This window comes from Lacticaseibacillus pantheris DSM 15945 = JCM 12539 = NBRC 106106 (assembly GCF_001591865.1).
Lineage (GTDB): Bacteria > Bacillota > Bacilli > Lactobacillales > Lactobacillaceae > Lacticaseibacillus > Lacticaseibacillus pantheris.
In genome coordinates this window covers 1-20,822 of the sequence record NZ_BCVS01000035.1, presented here as the reverse complement: position 1 = coordinate 20,822, position 20,822 = coordinate 1, and the positions used below count along the sequence as shown (strand labels likewise).

General features: G+C 49.2%; 20 protein-coding genes. 16 read left to right on the top strand and 4 right to left on the bottom strand.

The window, feature by feature from the left end; all coding sequences use genetic code 11:
• The 11 genes from LPA02S_RS05380 to LPA02S_RS05320 form a co-directional block, all read left to right on the top strand.
• The coding region (locus tag LPA02S_RS05380; RefSeq protein ID WP_156302132.1) for a LysM peptidoglycan-binding domain-containing protein at nucleotides 1-411 on the top strand (411 nt) is incomplete at its 5' end.
• A 179-nt stretch (nucleotides 412-590) separates the two neighbouring features.
• Nucleotides 591-836: a type II toxin-antitoxin system HicA family toxin gene (locus tag LPA02S_RS05375; RefSeq protein WP_056957152.1), complete on the top strand. Its 246-nt coding sequence runs from the start codon at nucleotides 591-593 to the stop codon at nucleotides 834-836.
• A 29-nt stretch (nucleotides 837-865) separates the two neighbouring features.
• Entirely contained in the window at nucleotides 866-1,462 is a 597-nt protein-coding gene (locus LPA02S_RS05370; RefSeq protein WP_056957153.1) for a type II toxin-antitoxin system HicB family antitoxin, read from the top strand.
• Between the two features lie 8 nt (nucleotides 1,463-1,470).
• Nucleotides 1,471-1,914, top strand: a complete 444-nt coding sequence (locus LPA02S_RS05365) for a hypothetical protein (RefSeq protein WP_056957154.1) — start codon at nucleotides 1,471-1,473, stop codon at nucleotides 1,912-1,914.
• A 1,249-nt stretch (nucleotides 1,915-3,163) separates the two neighbouring features.
• Nucleotides 3,164-3,505: a prepilin-type N-terminal cleavage/methylation domain-containing protein gene (locus LPA02S_RS05360; RefSeq protein WP_056957155.1), complete on the top strand. Its 342-nt coding sequence runs from the start codon at nucleotides 3,164-3,166 to the stop codon at nucleotides 3,503-3,505.
• 2 nt (nucleotides 3,506-3,507) lie between these two features.
• The gene (locus tag LPA02S_RS05355) at nucleotides 3,508-3,957 is read left to right on the top strand and encodes a prepilin-type N-terminal cleavage/methylation domain-containing protein (RefSeq protein WP_056957156.1); all 450 of its coding nucleotides are present in this window, start codon (nucleotides 3,508-3,510) and stop codon (nucleotides 3,955-3,957) included.
• 282 nt (nucleotides 3,958-4,239) lie between these two features.
• Nucleotides 4,240-4,671, top strand: a complete 432-nt coding sequence (locus LPA02S_RS05345) for a prepilin-type N-terminal cleavage/methylation domain-containing protein (protein ID WP_054650432.1) — start codon at nucleotides 4,240-4,242, stop codon at nucleotides 4,669-4,671.
• Nucleotides 4,672-5,003: 332 nt separating this feature from the next.
• The gene (locus tag LPA02S_RS05335) at nucleotides 5,004-6,023 is read left to right on the top strand and encodes a class I SAM-dependent methyltransferase (protein ID WP_054650436.1); all 1,020 of its coding nucleotides are present in this window, start codon (nucleotides 5,004-5,006) and stop codon (nucleotides 6,021-6,023) included.
• A gap of 5 nt (nucleotides 6,024-6,028) precedes the next feature.
• Nucleotides 6,029-7,222 carry an acetate/propionate family kinase gene (locus tag LPA02S_RS05330; protein WP_054650438.1) on the top strand — a complete coding sequence of 398 codons (1,194 nt, stop codon included), beginning with the start codon at nucleotides 6,029-6,031 and terminating at the stop codon, nucleotides 7,220-7,222.
• The gene (locus tag LPA02S_RS05325) at nucleotides 7,219-7,689 is read left to right on the top strand and encodes a hypothetical protein (protein ID WP_056957157.1); all 471 of its coding nucleotides are present in this window, start codon (nucleotides 7,219-7,221) and stop codon (nucleotides 7,687-7,689) included. The genes LPA02S_RS05330 and LPA02S_RS05325 overlap by 4 nt, the downstream gene beginning before the upstream one ends.
• A gap of 241 nt (nucleotides 7,690-7,930) precedes the next feature.
• Nucleotides 7,931-9,298, top strand: coding sequence for an amino acid permease (locus LPA02S_RS05320; protein WP_054650442.1), 1,368 nt, complete (start codon nucleotides 7,931-7,933; stop codon nucleotides 9,296-9,298).
• Between the two features lie 67 nt (nucleotides 9,299-9,365).
• Here LPA02S_RS05320 and LPA02S_RS05315 read toward each other — a convergent pair whose 3' ends face one another.
• From LPA02S_RS05315 to LPA02S_RS05305, 3 genes are all read right to left on the bottom strand, one after another.
• Entirely contained in the window at nucleotides 9,366-9,935 is a 570-nt protein-coding gene (locus LPA02S_RS05315; protein WP_054650444.1) for a hypothetical protein, read from the bottom strand.
• 17 nt (nucleotides 9,936-9,952) lie between these two features.
• Entirely contained in the window at nucleotides 9,953-10,690 is a 738-nt protein-coding gene (locus LPA02S_RS05310; protein WP_156470992.1) for a hypothetical protein, read from the bottom strand.
• Between the two features lie 541 nt (nucleotides 10,691-11,231).
• Nucleotides 11,232-13,493 (bottom strand): LTA synthase family protein, encoded by a 2,262-nt coding sequence (locus LPA02S_RS05305; protein WP_056957159.1) that lies wholly within the window; start codon nucleotides 13,491-13,493, stop codon nucleotides 11,232-11,234.
• Between the two features lie 147 nt (nucleotides 13,494-13,640).
• On the opposite strand from LPA02S_RS05305, the gene LPA02S_RS05300 reads away from it, so the two are divergent.
• Complete coding sequence (locus LPA02S_RS05300; RefSeq protein ID WP_054650448.1) at nucleotides 13,641-14,276, top strand: VanZ family protein; 636 nt, start codon at nucleotides 13,641-13,643, stop codon at nucleotides 14,274-14,276.
• A gap of 62 nt (nucleotides 14,277-14,338) precedes the next feature.
• Here the strand turns inward: LPA02S_RS05300 and LPA02S_RS05295 are convergent, their stop codons facing one another.
• On the bottom strand, nucleotides 14,339-15,382 hold the full coding sequence (locus tag LPA02S_RS05295; protein WP_056957160.1) for a tagatose 1,6-diphosphate aldolase: 1,044 nt from the start codon (nucleotides 15,380-15,382) through the stop codon (nucleotides 14,339-14,341).
• 383 nt (nucleotides 15,383-15,765) lie between these two features.
• Between LPA02S_RS05295 and LPA02S_RS05290 the strand changes: the two genes are divergently transcribed.
• The 4 genes from LPA02S_RS05290 to LPA02S_RS05275 all read left to right on the top strand — a co-directional run bounded on the left by LPA02S_RS05290 (nucleotide 15,766) and on the right by LPA02S_RS05275 (nucleotide 20,559).
• The gene (locus LPA02S_RS05290) at nucleotides 15,766-16,617 is read left to right on the top strand and encodes a GRP family sugar transporter (protein ID WP_054650450.1); all 852 of its coding nucleotides are present in this window, start codon (nucleotides 15,766-15,768) and stop codon (nucleotides 16,615-16,617) included.
• 164 nt (nucleotides 16,618-16,781) lie between these two features.
• Nucleotides 16,782-18,122: a glucose-6-phosphate isomerase gene (locus LPA02S_RS05285; RefSeq protein WP_056957161.1), complete on the top strand. Its 1,341-nt coding sequence runs from the start codon at nucleotides 16,782-16,784 to the stop codon at nucleotides 18,120-18,122.
• Nucleotides 18,123-18,448: 326 nt separating this feature from the next.
• The gene (gene murC, locus LPA02S_RS05280) at nucleotides 18,449-19,762 is read left to right on the top strand and encodes a UDP-N-acetylmuramate--L-alanine ligase (RefSeq protein ID WP_056957162.1); all 1,314 of its coding nucleotides are present in this window, start codon (nucleotides 18,449-18,451) and stop codon (nucleotides 19,760-19,762) included.
• 92 nt (nucleotides 19,763-19,854) lie between these two features.
• A complete protein-coding gene (locus tag LPA02S_RS05275) occupies nucleotides 19,855-20,559 on the top strand; it encodes a Bax inhibitor-1/YccA family protein (RefSeq protein WP_056957163.1) in 705 nt (234 codons plus the stop codon).
• Nucleotides 20,560-20,822 lie beyond the last annotated feature (263 nt).

Genomic DNA, 20,822 nt, shown 5'->3' with positions numbered 1-20,822 from the left:
GTCTCCGGCACGCGGGTACTGCTTGGCGGCATCATGAGCTGGGCTAACCGCAGTGATGTGGAGATTCTGGCGACGACCAGTGTGCCGTCAGTAAGCTCTGGCTCGACCTACACGGTTCAGTCGGGTGATAGTTGGTGGTCGATTGCTTACAAATATGGCATGAGCATGTATACTTTGGCTTCTAAGAACGGCAAGACTATCAACAGTGTTATTCATCCCGGAGACGTTCTCCGAGTATCTGGCACAAGCTATTCAAGCGTAGCAAGCCACACGTACTACACAGTCCGCTCTGGTGATAGCTTCTGGAGTATTGCCAGCAAGTACGGCATCAGTATTTACACACTGGCAGCCAACAACGGCAAATCAATCTATAGCCTGATCTATCCCGGCGAAAGTCTGTATATCCGGTAACAAAAAGTCCTCTGCTCGCTAACGCGGGTGGAGGACTTTTTGTGATGTTGCAAATTTAGTGGTGAACAAAGTTAACAAATTTGTTTACAATCAGTCAAAAGTGTTGTATTACGAAAATCAGAAGTATATGATGTTGACAGTGACATGGGTGACACTAAATGTGGTGCGGAGGAACTGACGTGAGTCAAATTGATAAGCTAGAGGTAAAAATAAGACGGAATCCGCGCCAAGTTACGTTTCGAGAAATGAGACGACTTTTAGAAAACTACGGATTTAAAGTTGTAAACGATACCGGTGGCAGTCACTTTATTGTATATAATCCTAGTCTTGATTACCCGATGAAGCCGCTTCCTGATCACGGGAAGGACCTTAAATCGTATCTTGTCAGATATTTTTTAAATGCGATTGACGATTTGAAGAACTAAATAGTTTTTTAAATAAGTGGGGGAACATCATGGAAAACAAAAGCTTAGATTATTATATAAATTTGAAATACAAAATTGATATCTCACCGATTGATGACGAAGGTGAAAATTACTACAGCGCTTCAATTCCGGAATTGCCAGGTCTTGAGGTTTTTGAAGATACTATCGAAGAGGCTTTGACCAGTCTTGAGGATGCTAAAAGGTCTTGGATCGCAGTAGCTTTAAAAAGAAATCTTCCAATACCTGAACCTGTTTTAATGAAGAAAGAATATTCAGGAAGAATAACGTTACGAACATCAAAAAACTTGCATAGAGAGCTCGTTATGAATGCTGAACGAGAAAATGTTAGTTTGAATAGTTTTTTGAATGAGACATTACAAGTGGGACTGACTCAAAAGTCCACTAGTGAGGCGGTTAAGTCCGGCTTGCAAGTTGGTTTGTCAGTTTTTAAGGAAATGTTTCAAATATCGGCAAGTTTTATAAGCAATACAAGCTTTAACGATAAGGGTATCAAACCACTAAAAATACAAGGACCTATAAAAAAGGCTACCAAAGTTATAGAAACAGAAAATACGTATTCAATAAATGACGTGAGTGCTAATGGCGTAACAATGACCGTATTGTGAGGTTAATAATGAGGATAGGTGTAGTAGACATTTCAATTCAGACACTTGAGTTTAGAACACAGCCATTTTTCAAAGAAGATGATCAAGTTAATGATGCTGGAAAATCAGTTCTGAAAATGGAACCAGCTACTAATAACAACATTTTTAAAGAACAAAAAGGGAAAAAGTTTATTAAGGGAACTGTCACAACAGATTATCGGACGCGTGAATTTGTTCTTTCAGGGACAATCGTTGGCAACTTCTTAGTTTCTGACGAGTTTTATAAGTATGTCGAAGATGAAAGTAATTCTCGAGAGATTACTGAAGAAAATAAAAAATCGTCTACTGAAATAATGAGATTGTTAATTGATAAGTTTAGAGTTTATGTTGGTTTGCTTTCATCTGAGGCACGAGAAATTGCAACTTTTCCGGAGTTGAGCGAGAAACCCACCATAGACGGAGATAAAAAATAATGTCGGCTTGACATTGAAAATAGGCCTCCTACCAGCAATGGCGGGAATTTTAGATAAGTATCTTGAGGCACACAGCCTCACACGCTATCGGCTAGCAAAAGATAGCGGCATCAGTCAAACGACCTGGTTTAACTTCAACTCACGGCCGCTAGAACGCTGGACGGTCAAGCAAGTGCGAGCGCTCGCGGCATGAACTGGCGTGGCATCAAGTACGGCGCTGCGCGAGCTGGAGGAGATTGATCGTGCCTTAGCGGGTATACCAGCAGCTACTAAGTTACGAAGAGCTGTATACACCGCGTACCACGCGAGCGATGGACTGACTCACTACCTAGCGGTGCGCGACAATGGCGCGGCACTGGGAGCATTCCGGTAACACAATTGCATGACTAAGTAACCTCACCCTGATGGGTGGGGCTTTTTTTAATAATTTCGACATTTAATTTGAGCGGTGCTATAATCAAGTCGTTCGAACGAGTGTTTTCACACCTTCCAGCATGTTAACACTTTCGTTCCTACTCCTCTATACTCTTAGCAGAAATGCTAGGGGTATTTTGTTTAAAAACATATTATAAAATTGTATACGCATTAGTAAAACATGTGTATAATCAGTTCAGAGGCGTTGCTAAGACTCCAAATTATCTGTTCAACAACACTGTATGCAAGTTTAGGTACCGTCTAACGGGGGTTCTACTTCTTTTGTTCGTTTACGATTTGGTAGATATCAGACAACGCCTGTGGTTTTTATGCTGAAAATGCTTTTAACCACAAATTGCAAAGTCGGCAACGCCTCTTGGGGACTTCTCTACTGCACGTGGGAAGTCTCTTTTTATTGATTGGATCTTTAATTTGGTGTAATCTTTGTTTGTGGTCAGGGCGTAGCCACATATTCGGTCATGGTAGTATAATGCACCCCTCACAAACCACTCCCCAATGGTAAATATTACCCAAACAACGTCACTCAATTTATGCGCCCATACATATTTGTGTATGGTTTAATTTAGCGCTTGGTAGTATTAATTAAGCGAGGCTGTACTAATTAAAAATAGCGATACCGATATAGTCGGCGTCGCTGTTTTTGTGTAATCTCCATACAAAAGAAACGAGCTTTAGGGGGCAGTCGATTGGGCCACTTTTCCTGTGGATAACTAGGCAGGGCGGAGTAAATACGGAACAAGGACGTACAAAGTGCCATTTTGCGGCACTTGTACGTCCTTTTCGCTTTTATTCAAACATTGGGGGGAGTTATTAAATGCAAGTAAAATTAAAGCGTCAGCGTAAGGGATTTACGCTCATTGAGGTGTTGGCAGCGCTAGCCGTGATTGTAATTTTGACGATTACGTTGATTGCGACCGTTAAGGGGCAAATGGACCACGCGGAAACCAAGAATGTTGCAACAATCGTGCGGAGTGTTAACGCGCAGTTGGCGGTGCAAACACCCGACTTGGAGAATGCTGGGGGTCTTAATTCACTAGGCGAGTTGCGGGACCAGGGTTTAATTAGTGCTGCTCAATACACGCAACTAGTGGATGCAGGTGTCAAAGTTGCGCAGACGGGTACTGACGTGGCTTTGAAGGCGCCGGCTGGTAAGTAGACATGCGGCGACGCCCGGGTTTTACCATGATTGAAGTGTTGATGGTGTTGGTTGTGGTAGCCACACTGGCCGTTTTTACCATTACGGTGGGACAGCGATGGGAACAGCGACGTGTTGAAGACGCCTTTTTTGAGCGTGTGCGGACTGAATGGCAGTATGAACTAGCGGCAGCTAAGGTGAATGGCAAAGCGGTGGTGGTCAACTGGGATGTACAAAATTATGTCGTCGAATTTTCAAACCCTAAACGGCCGCTGGTTGATACGACGGGCACCGTTCGGGTGGTAATTCCACGGACATTAGTAATTGGGGGTGGCTCGTTTCATTGGGATATTACCGCGAAAGGCAAAGTTACCCAACCCCATGAAACGATTTTGTCATCGACGGTTGGACCGCCGCATCGGGTTGCGATAGAAATGGAGTGGGGGCAATTAGATATTGGCACGGTCGATTAGCTGGTTCATTATTAGTGGAACACATCGCTGCCATTATGGTAATTGCTATGTGTGCACTTATGGTATCCGTGGTTGCACGAACGCACCGTGAGTTTGTACTAATCCCCCGGGATAGGGCGATGGCTGGCCGGGCGGCGATCAATTGCCTACGGGGTCATGCCGCAAATGGATTGATGAAGGAACGGAGTCAGTTGGGTATCGCGTACTATCAGGCAACGATACTAAATGACCATCAGGTGAAGGTGCAAAAGGATGGTACGACGGAGACGTGGACGTTTACGTATGGGCTTCACAATGGTTGAATGCTTGGCGGCTTTGGCAGTTCTGGCTGCGACGGTTTGTCTGTGGTCGCCACTAGTTCAAATTGCCAGCCACATGACGACCAAAGATGAAGAGATGGTTGAGCTACAAGCGGCACAACGGCAATTAGAACGCTATTGCACTGGGGGCAGTGTATCTGGTGAGGGGAACGACACCCTGGTGTTAGTGGATCAGGATGGGGTCAGAAGAACGATTGCACAGTATCATTCTCAAGCTAACGGGAACATTCTGCGGGTAGAAACCGATAACGGTGGCTACGTGCCGATATTAATGCACGCCCGCAAGTTACTCATTGATACTTTGGCAGACAATACCTGGGTCTATAAGGTGACCATGGACGATGGACTAACTTTTAGGGGGGTGTTGACCAATGGGCAGACGACATCAAGGTAGCGTGTTAGCGAGTGCACTACTAATCTTGTTGGTAATCGGTGCGATGACTTTTTGGATGGTGCCGCAAATGTTGCGTTGGCGCACACAATACGAGTTAGAGGAGCGTGCCAACCGTAACGCGTTAAATAATTGGGTTCGGCTGGATAAAGTTACAGAATCGTCAAAACGTGGCGCTATCACGGAAAAACAGCCATTGGGGCAATGAAAGTTTGTCTTGGTATTAGTAAGCGCTAATGTCAACATTACGGAAATAACGCCGTGATAGCCTTGAAAACCACGTCCTACACCGGTAAGATTAGTGTAGTAAATTTACCGATAGGGAGTGTGTCTGAGTGGCCAATGAGCACATGGAAGAACTGTACAATGCGATGAGCATGGCCAGTTCCACATTACAACGGAATATCGACGGTTCAATGTTAACGGCGCTGACTGAGGTGGCTGAGGACTTACATGCTGGAGATATCCACCATGAGGACGGTCTTCCAGATGCTGAAACGACGGCCCGCCTACAGGAACTATTGTCGCCACTATGGGCGGAGCAATATCAACCAGAAGAAATACGGCAGGCTATCCAGCTAGTATTAGTGAAAGTTATGCAGTTTGACGCCACTGAACCCAACAAGCAGGTTACACCTGATGCGTTGGCAACCCTGGCTACTTACCTAACCACACTCATGCTGCCACAACAGCCACAGGAACTTGCCGTAGCTGACTTGGCAGTGGGCACAGGTAACCTGCTCTTTGCAGTGATTAATGCGTTGCAGGAACAGACCGGAGCGCGCGTTCACGGATATGGTGTGGATAATGATGAGGATGTACTGGCGTTAGCAGGCGTGAGCGCCACTCTCCAGGGGACTGATGTTGATTTGTACCATCAGGATGCGCTGGATACACTAGTGTTTGGTCAAGTGGACGTTGTGGTGTCAGATTTACCCGTGGGTTATTATCCGCTGGATGAACGCGCTGCAGGATTTGAACTGGCGGCCAAGTCTGGTCATTCATATGCCCATCACTTGCTCATTGAACAGGCATTGCGGCAGTTAAAGCCGGGGGGACTAGGGATGTTCTACGTTCCGGCGAACGTCTTCAAAACGGATGAGTCGGCAACATTGACTCAGTGGCTGACTAAGCACGCCTTTTTCCAAGGCTTGTTGACGTTGCCAGAGTCTATGTTTAGTAGTCCGGATGCCCAAAAGTCCTTGCTTTTCCTACAGAAACCTGGGGCTGGAGCACGGCAAGCAACCCAAGTGTTGTTGGGTGAATTTCCGCAACTTGATAATTCAGAAGGGCTTAAACAGTTCGTCAGTGCAGTGCAGTCGTGGTACCAAGCAAACATTCAACTAGGAGACTAATACCAGTGGTTAAAATTCTTGCAGTCAATGCCGGTAGTTCAACGCTTAAGTGGAAATTGTTCGCAATGCCAGAAGAACGGGTGATTGCCCGTGGACTGGTGGACAATCTGGGTTTACCGGGCACTACCTTCACCGTTAAGTACGGTGATGGTCAGCAACTTGTCGAGGAAGAAGATATCCAGAGTGTTGACGTGGCCGTGGATAAGTTAATCCACGAGCTGAAACACCTGCACATTATTGAGGACTACCATGAAATTGGCGGTGTTGGTCACCGGGTCGTTGCTGGTGGGGAGACGTTTAAGGCTTCAAGCGTAATTGGCCCAAAGGAACTGGACCAAATCGAGGCACTGTCTGAACTAGCACCGTTGCACAATCCACCTGAAGCAAAGGGCATTCGGGCCTTCATGCAGGTGCTACCAGATACACCAGAGGTGGGGGTTTTCGACACTGCGTACCATACAACTATTCCCGAGATGAATTACCTGTACAGCATTCCGATGCAGTACTACCGTGATTTTGGCCTCCGGAAGTACGGTGCACACGGAACGAGCATTCGTTACGTGGTGACACACACCGCGAAAATGTTGCACAAACCCATGTCTGAATTGAACCTGATTGTCATGCACATGGGTAGTGGTGTTTCGGTGACCGCCGTTAAGAACGGTGCGAGCTACGACACCTCCATGGGGTACACTCCTGTTTCAGGGGTCACCATGAGTACGCGCAGTGGGGATGTTGATCCTTCACTGGTTGCCATGTTGATGAAGAAGTTGCAATTAACTGATCCGGATGATGTGATTAAAATTTTGAACACCGAATCCGGCGTCTTTGGAATTTCGGAACTTTCTCCGGATATGCGCAAAGTTGAAGAGACGCGCACAACGCGGCACCAGTCGCAACTGGCCATCGATATATTTGTGAACCGGATGGTGAAGTACGTGGCCGGCTACATTACCGAGCTGGGCCACGTTGACGGGTTGGTCTTCACTGCTGGCATGGGTGAAGGAGACGGTGCTATGCGACAACGTATTATTGATGGCTTACGCGTTTTTGGGGTGCGGATGCACGAGGATCGCAACAATGATGTGCGACCTGAGGACACGGATTTAACCGCTGATGGCTCGACGATGAAAGTACTATTGTTGCCTACCGATGAAGAACTAATGATTGCGCGGGACGTAATGGAGCTGACTAAATGAGCTGGTTAAGTTGGTTTTATTTGGCGGTATTGATACTGGCCCTGATAACGACAGTAGTTGTTGACGGTTCAATCAAAATTGCGGCACGGACACGCTGGGTACGGACAGTGCTCCTGCTAGTTGTCGCGGTTGTGGCCGCGGTTGTTACTTGGGGCACCGCACAAACGGTGGATACTCAGGTTCTGGGTTGGTTCGTCGCGGGGATGTGTTTATTGTTTGCGTGCTGGCGTAGGGGCTTAGCCTTTTGGGCAGTGATTGCCGGACTGGGGTCAGTGCGTGTGTGGGGAGCGATTAGCAAAGTTGAAATTCGTCCCACTCGCGTTGAGGGTCGTAACGAACTATGGACTTACGTAGGCAGCATCAAGGTCAGCCGCTTGGTATTTGACCGCGATGTCAGCGACCTGCGTGATTACCTCCTGAATCATTTATCTGAGCGCCAGGTAACGGTAATAACGGGAACAAATTAATCGAAGTTGTACGAATAGGGGAAGCGGGCATGAGTAATTGCCGGCTTCTTTTTCGATGGTCGAATATCTGGCGGGTGGCCCAACCCAAAACGTAATTTGCTTATTTGTTGCCCATTATTCATCATGATATCTAAATACATGAATTTAGTTCATCAATCGCTGATGAGGTTTCATTACACTTTACTGGGTGGCGGAGTGGTGCTTCGGTATACTGAAAGGGTTAATAACTGGAGGTATCGTTTTGCAATCAACTGAAAAGAATAACGTGCACATGGCGCGTGATCTGAAAAACCGGCACGTGCAGCTCATTGCCCTAGGCGGGACAATTGGGACGGGGTTATTTCTTGGCGCGGGACAGACCATCCATCAGGCTGGGCCGGCAATATTGTTGGCCTATATTGTGACCGGATTGGTTTGCTTTTTGATGATGCGCGCACTGGGCGAATTATTACTGAGCGATACTACTAAGCACAATTTTATTGATTTTATTTCCGAATACTTGGGTGTTAAAACTGGTAAGGTCATTGGCTGGGTTTACTGGGTTTGCTGGATTGCGGTTGCGATCGCTGAAATTACCGCGGTGGGGCTCTACGTCAAGTACTGGATTCCCGGGTCACCACAGTGGGTGTCAGGACTGATTACGTTAGTTCTGCTACTATGCCTCAACCTAATTAGTGTCGGTGCGTTTGGTGAAACTGAGTTTTGGTTTGCACTCATTAAGGTCGTAGCGATCGTTATTCTAATTGTTGTGGGGCTAGTATTAATCTTCCTGCACGTCAAAACGCGGGAAGGTAACGCATCCTTTAGCAACCTAACCGCGTTTGGCGGCTTCTTTGCCCAAGGTGCTGGCGGCTTTTTCTCGTCGTTCCAAATGGTGGTGTTCAGCTTTGTGGGTATCGAAATGGTGGGGCTCACCGCTTCCGAAACGGCTGATCCCCATCACGTTATTCCGAAGGCCATCAACGAAATTCCGGTACGGGTGATTCTATTCTACGTGGGCGCGCTACTCGTAATTATGTCCGTATTCCCGTGGAGTGCGGTCTCTACCAGTTCCAGTCCGTTTGTGCAGGTGTTTGATAATGCTGGCATCTCTGCTGGTGGCGATATTATTAACTTCGTGGTGCTTGTGGCTGCTGCTAGTGCCTGCAACTCTAGCCTTTATTCGACGGGACGTCTACTCTTTGGGATGGGCGTGACCGGGAAGCACCCAGTACTACGTTATTTTGGCCGTTTGAATCACCGGCAGGTTCCGGCGCGGGCCATTGCTGCTAGTGCCGGTATGATTGCTTTGGGTGTCATTTTGAACATTATCATTCCGGCGTCAATTTTCACTGCTGCTTCCTCTGCCGCAACGACGTGCTTCTTATTTGTGTGGGGGGCACTCGTGCTGACCCATCTACGCTATCGCCGGGCCAATCCCCAAGGGCATGAATTCCGCTTGCCGGGGGCGCCGTTCACTGATTATTTAGTTTTGGTATTTCTGATTATGGTGTTTGTAGTAATGGCCTGGTTACCTTCAACTAGAGCCGCATTGATAGTTGCCGTGGCCTTTGTCCTGGTTGTATGCGTATTGACTGGCGTTTGGCGCCGGGATCGTCACGTTGAATAAAAAATTGTGGAATCAAAAAAAGGCTTCCTCCCCGTACCGTACTTGATCGGTATCAGGAGGAAGCTTTTTACGTGGGTGAACCTTGTTTTAGTCGGTTAGTAACCATTATCTCGGGAGCTTCGGTCAGGGAGTGGCCGGCAGTTGCGGCCAGGTCCGCGTTGGTTGTGATAATAATTAGGCTGACTGCCTGCTCAGTGCAGGCGGCTTTGGCGACGGAGAGGAAGGCGCGAATTTCGGGTCCGCTCAGACGGTCGAGTACGGTGCCGGTCACAATTATTTGTTTGCCGGCCAAAATTTCGCGGAACAGCTGCACGATTAGTATATCGATTCCGTGGAGTTCGGAAGACTGTTGATTTAAAAAGGAACTGTTGCGCATCTGTCGGGGTAGTACGTTCAAATTGTGTTCGTTGCCATTCAGGAAGAGGTTCGAACGTACAGGGAGGTACGGTACTAAGCTACTCTCAGCGGCGATGACGCCGGCGCGTTTGGCCCAACCTGCATCGTTGAGGGCACGGACATATTGGTGAAAGGTGCTAAATGCAGCCGTCAGTGTTGATTGACTGACAAAGTAGACACCGGGGCGGTCAAAAATTGGGTTTAGTTTGGTTGCTTTAATTTTGCGGGTGTTAAAGAGCATGCTGTTACCCCCTTTGCTTAGTTAAGGTGGCTACGTACCGTGCGGGCCTGGGCCATCATAACAATTAAATTGACAATTACGACGGCGCTAATCGCCGCTACGCCGACTGTGGCAAAGCCAACAACGGTGTTGGGTATCTGGCTACTCATCCCGGAGTCCCCGAACAGTAGGGATTGGGGGTTGAAGTCGGTCATGCGTTTGCTCATCATTGTTTTGATACCCTGCAGCATCTCCTGGTGTTGCGTGCCTCGGGGCTGACCAATGGCGTGGGCAAAGATGAACTGGTTGGCTTTGGCCCACCAGTGACTAACCGTTGCGCTGAATAAACTCACGATGACGGATACTATCGTAAAGCCAACGGTGGCGCTGATGCCACCCTCTAAGGCGGTTTGGCTGGCGATGTCGAATGGCTGCTTGCCGGCCCCAATGTACGCAGCCGTTTCTGCTTGCTGGCGGCGGACGAAGATTGCAGCGATGACGATTAGCAATATTAGGTAAATCAAAGTTGCCGCTGCAAACGCGATGTTGTAGTAGTCGGCCTGAGTGGAGTGCGCACGCAACACCGCACTGGTAACGCCGCTAGTGTTGCTACCGGGCAACTCTGCAATCCGCTGACTAAAGTTGGTGGCGTTGGACATCGTGTTGGCAGCGTTAGTGCGGAGGAATAAACCGATTATGGAGTATACCGCCGTCAGCGCCGCAATTAAAATGTTCATTTTACGGTGGTACCGGAGTCCCATAATTGTTCGTTCCATGAACCGCATCAATCATCACCTCTTTATCTAATATTATAGTGACCGATTTTGAACAATGTATGAATTTCTGTGTGCTCATTAATGAATATCCGGTTAATTATGTTATTCGTGTTTGCAATACGACCATCACGGCGGCGCTAAAAACTGTTTGTTGCCCGATGTTGACATATTTAACCAGTCCGACATCTACGGCGCGTTCCGGTCAGAATATGCAATTGTTTGTGCATATTGAATGTGTCTGCCAAGCGGCGCGTTGGGATGGGGACACTTGCGCTCCAGTTTCTAACCGCGGGGCTCCGCTCTCTTAAACGAGCTCCACAGCCCAGAAAGCGACGTATAAGAAAGCCCAGACAAGCATCCAAGTGCAGGATTCTCGTCCGGGCTTCCTTATACTCTGCTTACTAAACGGGCTGCTCCGCTCTCTTAAACGAGCTGCGCCCCGCAGAAACTTGCACGTAACCCGCTACGACAATGAAGCCAGGCCCGGGCTTCACCGCCGTAGCAAGTTACGCTCCAGTTTCTAACCGCGGGGCTCCGCTCTCTAGTTACTACTATCGCTTTCTAAAATTGAACTATCACTAGTTGCGGAAGTACTGCTGCTGGATGAACTGACGCTACTACCAGTTGAATTAGTCTGCTTTTGGACGGCAGCCGGGAACTTCGTGATGTACGATTCGTGGCCGTCCAATTCAGGGGCATCCGTCTTGTAGTCCGACGTAGTACTTTGATCATTATTTTCCGTGTACATTGACGTGCTGGCCGAACCCCTATTTTGTTCCAGTTGGAGAACTTGTTGCAAACTCGTTGTAAAGTCGATTGACTTAGAGTTCACCGGGGTGAAGCCAGCCGGTGTGTAGAACCGGAGCAGGTTTTGCTGGTTCAACCGGTCGGATAGCCGTAGCTCCTTGTTAACTTTCTTCTGGTCGCGGTTAAGCCGAGCCGTGGTTTCTGCCGACAGGTTGTCAGCAACCGCACCGGTACTGTTATCGTAAACCTGGCCGTTGATGACGGTATAGCGTTGCGTGACAAAGTCGCGGTCGCGGAACGCCACTAACTGTTGATGTTGGGTCGAAAGTAGGTCCTGCCCGAATTCAACGTAGGATTTGGTATCAATACCGAGTAGGTGGAGTAAGGTTGGCAGCACGTCTACTTCGCCACCATACGTATGGTTGACCCCGCCTTTCAGCCCCTTCATGTTAATGATCAAGGGCACGCGTTGCATTTGGGCGTCATCAAATGACGTCCAATCACTGGTGTTCTTACCCAGTAGTGGTGCGACGGCCTTGTTACGTTCATTGCTGAGACCATAGTGGTCACCGTACATCATAATAATGGAGTTATCATATAACCCGCTCTTCTTGAGGTAAGTGAAAAATTCCTTCAGGGCCGCGTCCAGGTAGTGGGCAGTTTTGAAGTAGTTATTCACTGTGGTGTCGTCCGTCCCAGCGTCCGGGAAGTCGGAATCTTCGTCGGTAATGGTGTACGGAATGTGGTTGCTGGTGGTAATGATCTTGGAGTAGAACGGCTGCTGCAAGTGCTCAAGGTACTTGGTGCTTTCGGCCAGCATGAGTTTGTCCTTGATCCCATACTGGGTGTTCATGTCCGCACTATGGTAGTAGTAGTCGCCGGAAAAGAAGTAGTTATAACCTAGACTCTTGTACGTGTTGTCGCGGTTCCAGAACGAACCGGAACCACCGTGCATGACGGCGGTACTGTAGCCGGCAGTTTGGTTCAGAATCGCCGGTGCGGCCTGGAATGTATTGTCGGTGCCCAGGGTAGCAAAGAGGGAACCAGTCGATAGTCCAAACGTGCTGGTTTCCAGCATGTTTTCCGCATCACTGGTCTTACCTTGCCCGACCTGGTTGAAGAAATTATCAAAGCTGAGGGTGTTGTCGTCCTTAACGAGCGAGTTCAGGAAGGGGGTGACTTCCTGACCGTCAATCTTCATCCCCAGTAAGAATTGTTGAAAACTTTCAAGGTGAATGACGATGAGGTTCTTACCCTTAGCTGCGCCGTAATAAGTTGCGTTTGGACTGGCATAATGACTTTGTGTGTAACTTAGAATCTTATCCATGCTGGCACTATCAGCCTGGCTCCGGACCTGGTTAGTGCGTACCGTCTTCATAGCGTCATACACCGTGAATGGTCCGAGGCCCAGATATTTCACGATGTAGGTGCGATCAAAGGTGCGCGTTAACAGCTGTGGGCGATTGGCTTCACTGAGAGCCATGGTCACCATGAAGATGGCCAAGCCGATGACGGTGGTAGCCAGTGGCCGGTGGTAGGCGACCGGACGGCGGTCCATCTGACAACCGAAGTGGGGCCAAATCAGTTGCTGATGGTTGACGAAGCGCATGATGTTGAGCAGGCCATACACCAGGTAGCTGACCAGGATGATTATGAAGTCGCCAAAGTAGACTAAGTCTAGTGGTCGCAACGACAGGCTACCTGCCGTGAGCCCCTGAACCGACTTTGTGGACCCTAACATGGTGTTAATGGTCATGAAGTCGGTGAATTCACGGTAGTAGAGGATATTCGCGATTAGTAACACACACAACAGTATGTAAATGACGCTAGCAGTAATGTAGGCACGCTTGGGTTTGCGAATATACATCCCCAACCCAATGAGCACGATGCTGGTACCGAGTGGATTGATGGCTAGGAGCAAGTATTGTAGCGGGTCCTCAGCCCCCAAATTAAATTCAAATACGTACGCTAACAGGGTCTTGGCACATAGAAGGAAGACCAGGATGGTGAAAAATCCCCACCTTGAGGTACGCAATTGTTTTAGCCTGTATTTCAACGTCGTGACCGCCTTTCAGAGTATCGTAATCATTTTACCCCGAGTGGCAAAGGCGGGGCAAACGGTACCGAAATTACTATCCTTTTCTCAATATTTAAGGGGGCAGGGGTGAACGTTCTGGTAAAATATGGGGTGGGAGGTGACGTCATGCTGTTTTTAGGCCCGTTTTATAGTTGGATTGCCGGCAGGATGGCGTCCACAGTGAATCATTGGCCACTCATACGACTGATTGTTTATAGTGTAGATAAAACGATTCTTTACGCCCTGATTTTTATTGCGTTGCGGATTATTTGGCTGCTGTTTAAACGCGACCGACCACGTTGGTCGCATGAATTGGCCTTACTGGTTTTCGTAACCTACTTAATTTTATTGTTAGCACTAACTGTTTTTCGCGGGGCGCACCTTTATTACCCCTGGGATATTCATCCTGATTGGGGACGGAGTACCAACGTGATTAATCTGCGCCCACTGGCAGGTAGCCTGCAACTATTTCACGCAACGAGTCGACTAGACTTTTATTACCAAACTATCGGCAATGTCCTCTGGTTCATGCCGCTAGGGTTGCTTTGGCCGATGCTCGGCCGGTGGGGTCACCGGTGGTTCGGTACGGCAGTGTTCAGCCTGGCATTATCACTGTCGATTGAGTGCTGGCAGTTTTTACTGGCTACTGGCATTGCCGATATTGATGATGTCATCTTCAACTTTGTTGGCGGTATGGTGGGGTACGCAGTATACCAGCTACTCCGCGGGGCAATTAGAATGTTTAGACATACACGGACGTAAAAAACGCGGCATCCCGTTTGTGGGATGCCGTGTTTTTGGTTGGGCTTATGCTTGCGTATTAGTTAGTCGGCCTGGTCGACAACTTCGATGTTGTCCAAGCCACCGTAAACATCATACCAAGGAGTAGCGTACTTGGCGAGGATTTCGTTAAGCTCTTCAACGTTGCCCTTACCAGTCGTGTCCAACCATTCCTTCAGTGCATCACGTCCGCCGTCCGCGAAGACCTGGATGCCGTCGCGCCAAGTTGCACGGCCACAGAGAATACCAGAGAACTTGGTTCCAGCAGCACCGGCAAAGTTCAATTCTTCACGGAACGTCTTGGTTGGTACACCAGCAGACAGGTAGATGAATGGCTTCGTAGCAATGTCGTTAGCTTCCTTGAAGTAACCGGCAGCTTCTTCTTCGGTGTAGGCTGGTTCAACGCCATCAGCGGTGTGACCAGCAACAAAGTCCCAGTTAACTGGCACTTCAGCCTTGATAACATCAACACCGTACTTGTCCTGAGTGAATTCCTTCATGGCATCCAGTACTAGACGTGGCTTTGCCAGGGCGTATTCACGGCTCTTTGCATCAGGAATGGAGTCGGTGTAGGTGACCAGTTCCAAGAAGAACGGTAGGTCAGCACCCTTAGCTTCATTAGCCAGGCGTTCAACGAAGGCCTTCTTGACGTCGTTAATCTCGTCCTTGTCCTGTGGATCGTAGTAAACCAAGACTTTGGCTGCGTCAGCGCCCTTGGCCTTTAAACGGGTGAGGCTTTCGTCCTTCAACAGTTCTGGGAAGCGACCAACAGTGTCAGCATCGTAGCCGGTCTTTTCGTATGAAAGAATCAGGCCGGATGATGGGTCCTTGCTCTTCATACCCTTAAAACCAAGTTCTTCATCAATCAAGATGGAAGATGCGTACTTCGTCAGTTCGGAAGAAACCAGTTCCTTGAACTCGTAAATCTGGTCCAAGCTGTATTCCTTGCCGGCCTTTTCGTCGGCAGCAGCCATCATCTTCTTCATCGACCCACGCTGGTCGATAGCCAGAGCGGCAATGACGCCACCCTTGTTAGATAATTGCTGCATCTTGTCGAACTTACCACGTGTCAAAAGCTTTTTAGCCATGTGCAAAACCCTCCAGAGATCCAAAAGTGTAGTAATCGGTAACACGGTCATTGTACAAAAGAAATCGCTGACATTCAAGCGTTTTCATAATGCGTGAGTCTGTGGTTGCGAGTTACATATTAATTTCAAGAAAATGAATTTATGAAAACGTAAACGCAACAAGGCCTTTCATTAGTTTTCAGGTGTTTAATTGCCGATTGGCACCAATTGGCACTTGCATGAAAGCGCATTTTCCGATAGTATGTTTACTCGGGTTGCAGCGCGTAATATTCGCGGTGGTGTCACTAGCTAGGACGGACCAACCATCCGCCCATTTTTTATTGGCTTGGCGGATTACATCATCCAACCACACTACACCGAACGAGAAAGAGGAAACACACATCATGGCAATTATCATCGCACTGATTCCGGCATTGGCCTGGGGATCAATCGGGCTGGTGAGCGGGAAGCTCGGCGGTAACGCGTACCAGCAGACATTGGGGATGACCATTGGGGCACTGGTATTTGGTTTTGGCACGTGGGTATTCATGCAGCCAAGCATTACTAGTGCTACCTGGCTTTTTGGGATTATTTCCGGACTACTTTGGGCACTGGGTCAGGGATTCCAGTTCCGTTCTATGCAACAAGTGGGTGTGTCCACTGCCGTGCCGATTTCGACGGGGATGCAATTGGTCGCCAACGCTTTGGCTGGCGCCTTGTTGTTCCACGAATGGCACAGCGGGCGCGACGTCACTTTGGGAATTATCGCCGTTGGTATTTTAGTAATCGGCGCCGCGCTGACCTCGCGCAAAGAAAAGTCGGAAGCGGCTGCGCCTAACCATATGGGCAAAGGTATCCAAAGCTTGCTGATCTCGACGATTGGCTACGCGGGCTATACGGTTGTGTATACGGCTGCCGGCCTGGACGCGGCGGCCGTGGTGTTGCCGCAAGCTGTCGGCATGTTGTTAGGCGCCATCGTGCTGTCGTTTGGTCATGAAGTACTAACCAAGGCCACGGCCAAAAACGTGGCTACCGGTCTGTTGTGGGGCGTGGGTAACTTATTCATGCTGATGGCAACGAAGTCCGTCGGTTTAGCAATTGCGTTCTCCATGTCACAGATGGGGATTGTCATTTCCACCTTTGGCGGGATTTTCTTGCTGGGTGAAGAAAAGACGCGCAAGGAGATGGTTTACGTGACCGTGGGTAGCCTGCTCGTTATTCTGGGTGGTGTGGTCCTAGGGGTCATGAAGGCCTAACTGCCGTTAAAATCACTACTATAAATACGCGTGTAATATGCACGTGCAAGACGTCATCACTGTGGTGGCGTTTTTTTGCGGGTAACGTGCTTGTGAGCCCTTGCAATTTAGGGATATTACGGATAGAGTTATTCATGGTTTAGTACACAATAGGAGGATTTAACATGGCTCACATTTCATTTGATTCGTCGAAGCTGGGCAAGTTCGTGCACGATAACGAATTGTCCGAAATGCAGGCGTTGGTAACGGCTGCTGACTCTGAATTACGTAACGGTACGGGTGCCGGTAACGACTTCCGCGGTTTCTTGGACTTGCCAGTTGCTTACGACAAGGACGAGTTTAGCCGTATCAAGCAGGCGGCTGCCAAGGTACAAAAGGACTCTGAAGTCTTTGTTGCCATTGGTATTGGTGGCTCTTACTTGGGTGCACGTGCGGCCATTGATTTTCTGAGCCACACGTTCCGGAACGCTGACCCAGCCCGCAAGCTGCCAGAAGTCTACTTTGCTGGTAACTCCATTAGCTCAACTTACTTGGCTGACCTGCTGGACATCATTGGCGACCGTGACTTCTCCCTGAACATCATCAGCAAGTCCGGTACGACGACAGAACCTTCAATTGCTTTCCGTGTCTTGAAGGCAAAGCTGATCGAGAAGTACGGCAAGGCCGAAGCTGCTAAGCGCATCTACGCAACGACTGATCGCGCCAAGGGTGCCCTGAAGACGGAATCCGACGCTGAAGGTTACGAAGAGTTTGTCGTTCCTGATGACTTGGGTGGTCGCTTCTCCGTGCTGTCCGCTGTCGGCTTGCTGCCAATCGCCGTTGCCGGTTACGACATTGACGCCTTGATGCAGGGTGCTGCTGATGGTCGCGAAGCATACAGTAGCGCTGACCTGAAGGAAAACGAAGCGTACCAGTACGCCGCTTTGCGTAACATCTTGTACCGCAAGGGTTACACGACTGAATTGCTTGAAAACTACGAACCAACCCTCCAGTACTTTGGCGAATGGTGGAAGCAATTGATGGGTGAATCCGAAGGTAAGGACCAGAAGGGCATTTACCCATCTTCCGCTAACTTCACTACGGACCTGCACAGTTTGGGCCAGTACATCCAGGAAGGCCGCCGGAACCTGATGGAAACCGTTGTTTGGGTTGAACAACCTAAGCGCGACATCAACATTCCTGCCGAGGCCGACAACCTTGATGGCTTGAAGTACCTCGAAGGCCGCACCATGGCTGAAGTTAACCGTAAAGCCTACGAAGGTGTCGTTCTGGCCCACACTGATGGTGGTGTGCCAGTGATGACCGTATCCATCCCCAAGCAGGATGAATACACGCTGGGCTACATGATCTACTTCTTTGAAGCCGCTGTGGCCGTATCTGGTTACCTGAACGGAATCAACCCATTCAACCAGCCAGGTGTTGAAGCGTACAAGAGCAACATGTTTGCCCTTCTTGGCCGTCCCGGCTACGAAGAACAGACTAAGGAACTGAACGACCGGCTGTAATGGCGCGGTAGTCGCTCTGACTATATTGACAACGTCCTTCTCTAGAGAGGGACGTTTTTTGTTTGGCGTTGGATTGGTTACTGGACGCAACTTTACGTGCAATTTTGTTCACCTTAACGCGTAAAAAGTTCACGTCTTGCTTCCGGGCGCCACGGTGGCCGGCGCACCCGGTTTGCTCGCCTTTTTCGGTTGGACATGTTGCTTTCGATACTCGTCCCGGCGCGGCGCCTGTGCTATCATAGAATGCAAGGTGTCGTTTACCAACGACGCGGTAACCTACATAGTTGCTCCGGGCCAAAGCGGGGCATGGAAAAGAGATTGAGCGTATGACTGAAACTGACTACTTTATTGGTATTAAGGGCTCCGGTATGAGCTCACTGGCATTGATTTTGCACGATTTGGGTCATCAGGTACTGGGCAGCGACATTACCCAGTACACTTTTACCCAGAAGGGCCTGGAGGCTGCGGGAATTGAAACGCTGCCTTTTGATCCAGCTAACCTGAAGGCGGGGTACACCGTAATTCTGGGAAATAGTTTTACGGATGAGCACCCCGAAGTCGTGCGGGCCAAGGAACTTGGCTTGCCGATTTACCGTTACCACGAATACCTGGGCAAGCTGATTGGCGATTATACTAGCATTGGCGTCGCGGGTGCCCACGGTAAGACGAGTACCACCGGTTTACTGGCACACACGTTAGGCGGCATTGCCAAAACTAGTTACCTGATTGGCGATGGCAGTGGTAAGGGGATTCCGGACTCGAAGTTCTTCGTGTTTGAAGCCGATGAGTACCGTCGTCACTTCCTGGCTTACCACCCTGACTACATCATCATGACGAACATCGACTTTGACCACCCGGACTATTACACGGGGATCGAGGACGTCTACGATGCGTTTGAAACGGAGGCCAAGCAGGTCAAAAAGGCCATCTTTGCCTGGGGCGATGACCAGTGGCTTCGCCGACTCGATGTTGACGTGCCGGTGTACTACTACGGGCTGAAAGATAGCGACGACTTCATTGCGCGCAACGTGCAACGGGGGCCAGCAGGTTCCGAATTCGATGCCTACCACAAAGATGAACTGATTGGTCATTTCAAAGTTGCTTTGTATGGTGAACACGCCGTGCTGAACTCTTTGGCCGTGGTGGCGGTGGCCTACACTGAACACCTGTCAGCCGACCTGATTGCCCGTGAATTGGCCACCTTTGATGGGGTTAAGCGGCGGTTCTCCGAAACTGACGTGGCTGACATGACCGTCATTGATGATTATGCACACCACCCAAGCGAGATTAAGGCGACCCTAGATGCAGCCCGGCAGAAATTTCCGGATAAGGAAATTGTTGCGGTATTCCAGCCGCACACCTTTAGCCGGACCATTGCGTACCTGGACGAATTTGCTGAAATCTTGGGCACGGCGGACCACGCCTTCATTACTCCTATATTCAGTTCAGCCCGCGAGAAGAGCGGTAGCGTCAGTGCAGAGGATTTAGCGGCCAAGATTGACGGCGGTAAGGTGTTACAGTTGGACAACATGCAGCCGCTTGTTGACTTCCACGACGCCGTCCTTGTTTTCATGGGCGCAGGGGATGTGCAGAAGTACGAAAAGGCCTACACTGATGCGCTGACCGCAAATCGGTCTTAAGTACCATTGGGTATGACGTGGATTCATGTTACAATATTTTTCAAAGATAGAATTATTGGTACGGTAACGTATCGATGAAAGGATTTGATGATATGCAAGAACGTCGTGCCGTCAATGAGTCGGGGTTATCCCAGTTCTTTGGTCGGGTTTACGGAGTCATGGGTGGGGGGATGGTCGTTACGGCGGCCGTTACTTACCTGTTGGGTTATGTCTTCCGCCAGCAGTACTTTAACTTCATTGCCTCCAATACCATTGTGTTTTACGTAATGACCTTCATGCCAATAATTTTTGTGATTCTTGGTAGTACTGGTCGGTCGATGGCGCACGCGGGTCGAGCGTTGGTATTCTTCCTGCTACTAGCTGCTAGTGAAGGATTTACCCTCGCGGTAATCATGTCCCTGTACAGCGGGACTACGGTGATTGCGGCGCTACTGACGACAGCGGTGGTCTTTGGCACCATGGCGATGGTGGGGATTTTTGGCAAAAAGGATCTTAGCCGTGCCGGGTCAATTGCCTACATGAGCTTGTTCGGGATTATATTGATGAGTTTGGTCAACATGTTCCTGCGTTCAAGCGGAATGGCAATGCTGATTAACTACGCGATTCTGGCAATTTTCATTGTGCTGGTTGCGTACGATAATCAAACCCTGAAGCGTTTATACGCGCAGGCAGATGCCCAGGGTATGAGTTCGATTAACGCTTTGGCCGTTTCTGGGGCCGTATCGTTATACCTGGACTTCTTGAACCTGTTCATCGCGATTTTACAAATCTTTGGGATGGGTTCGGACCGCAACTAGTCCAACTAACTAAACTGTTATGCACTAGCAACTTCACAAGATGGAGTGGCTGGTGCTTTTTATTTGTCTGAGCAATAATTTGGCGATTCTGGAGGTACTGGATTGGTGGCGGTTCTGACCGGCGGGGGTGCCGTGGTGTTCTACGACTTTGTGGACCACTCCACGGTGACCGCTGCTAGGGCGAAACCTCCAACCGTAAAAACCGCGGTTTCCGGTGCGACTTAGAGCCTGGCTGCCAAATGCGGGTAGCCAGGCTCTAAGTT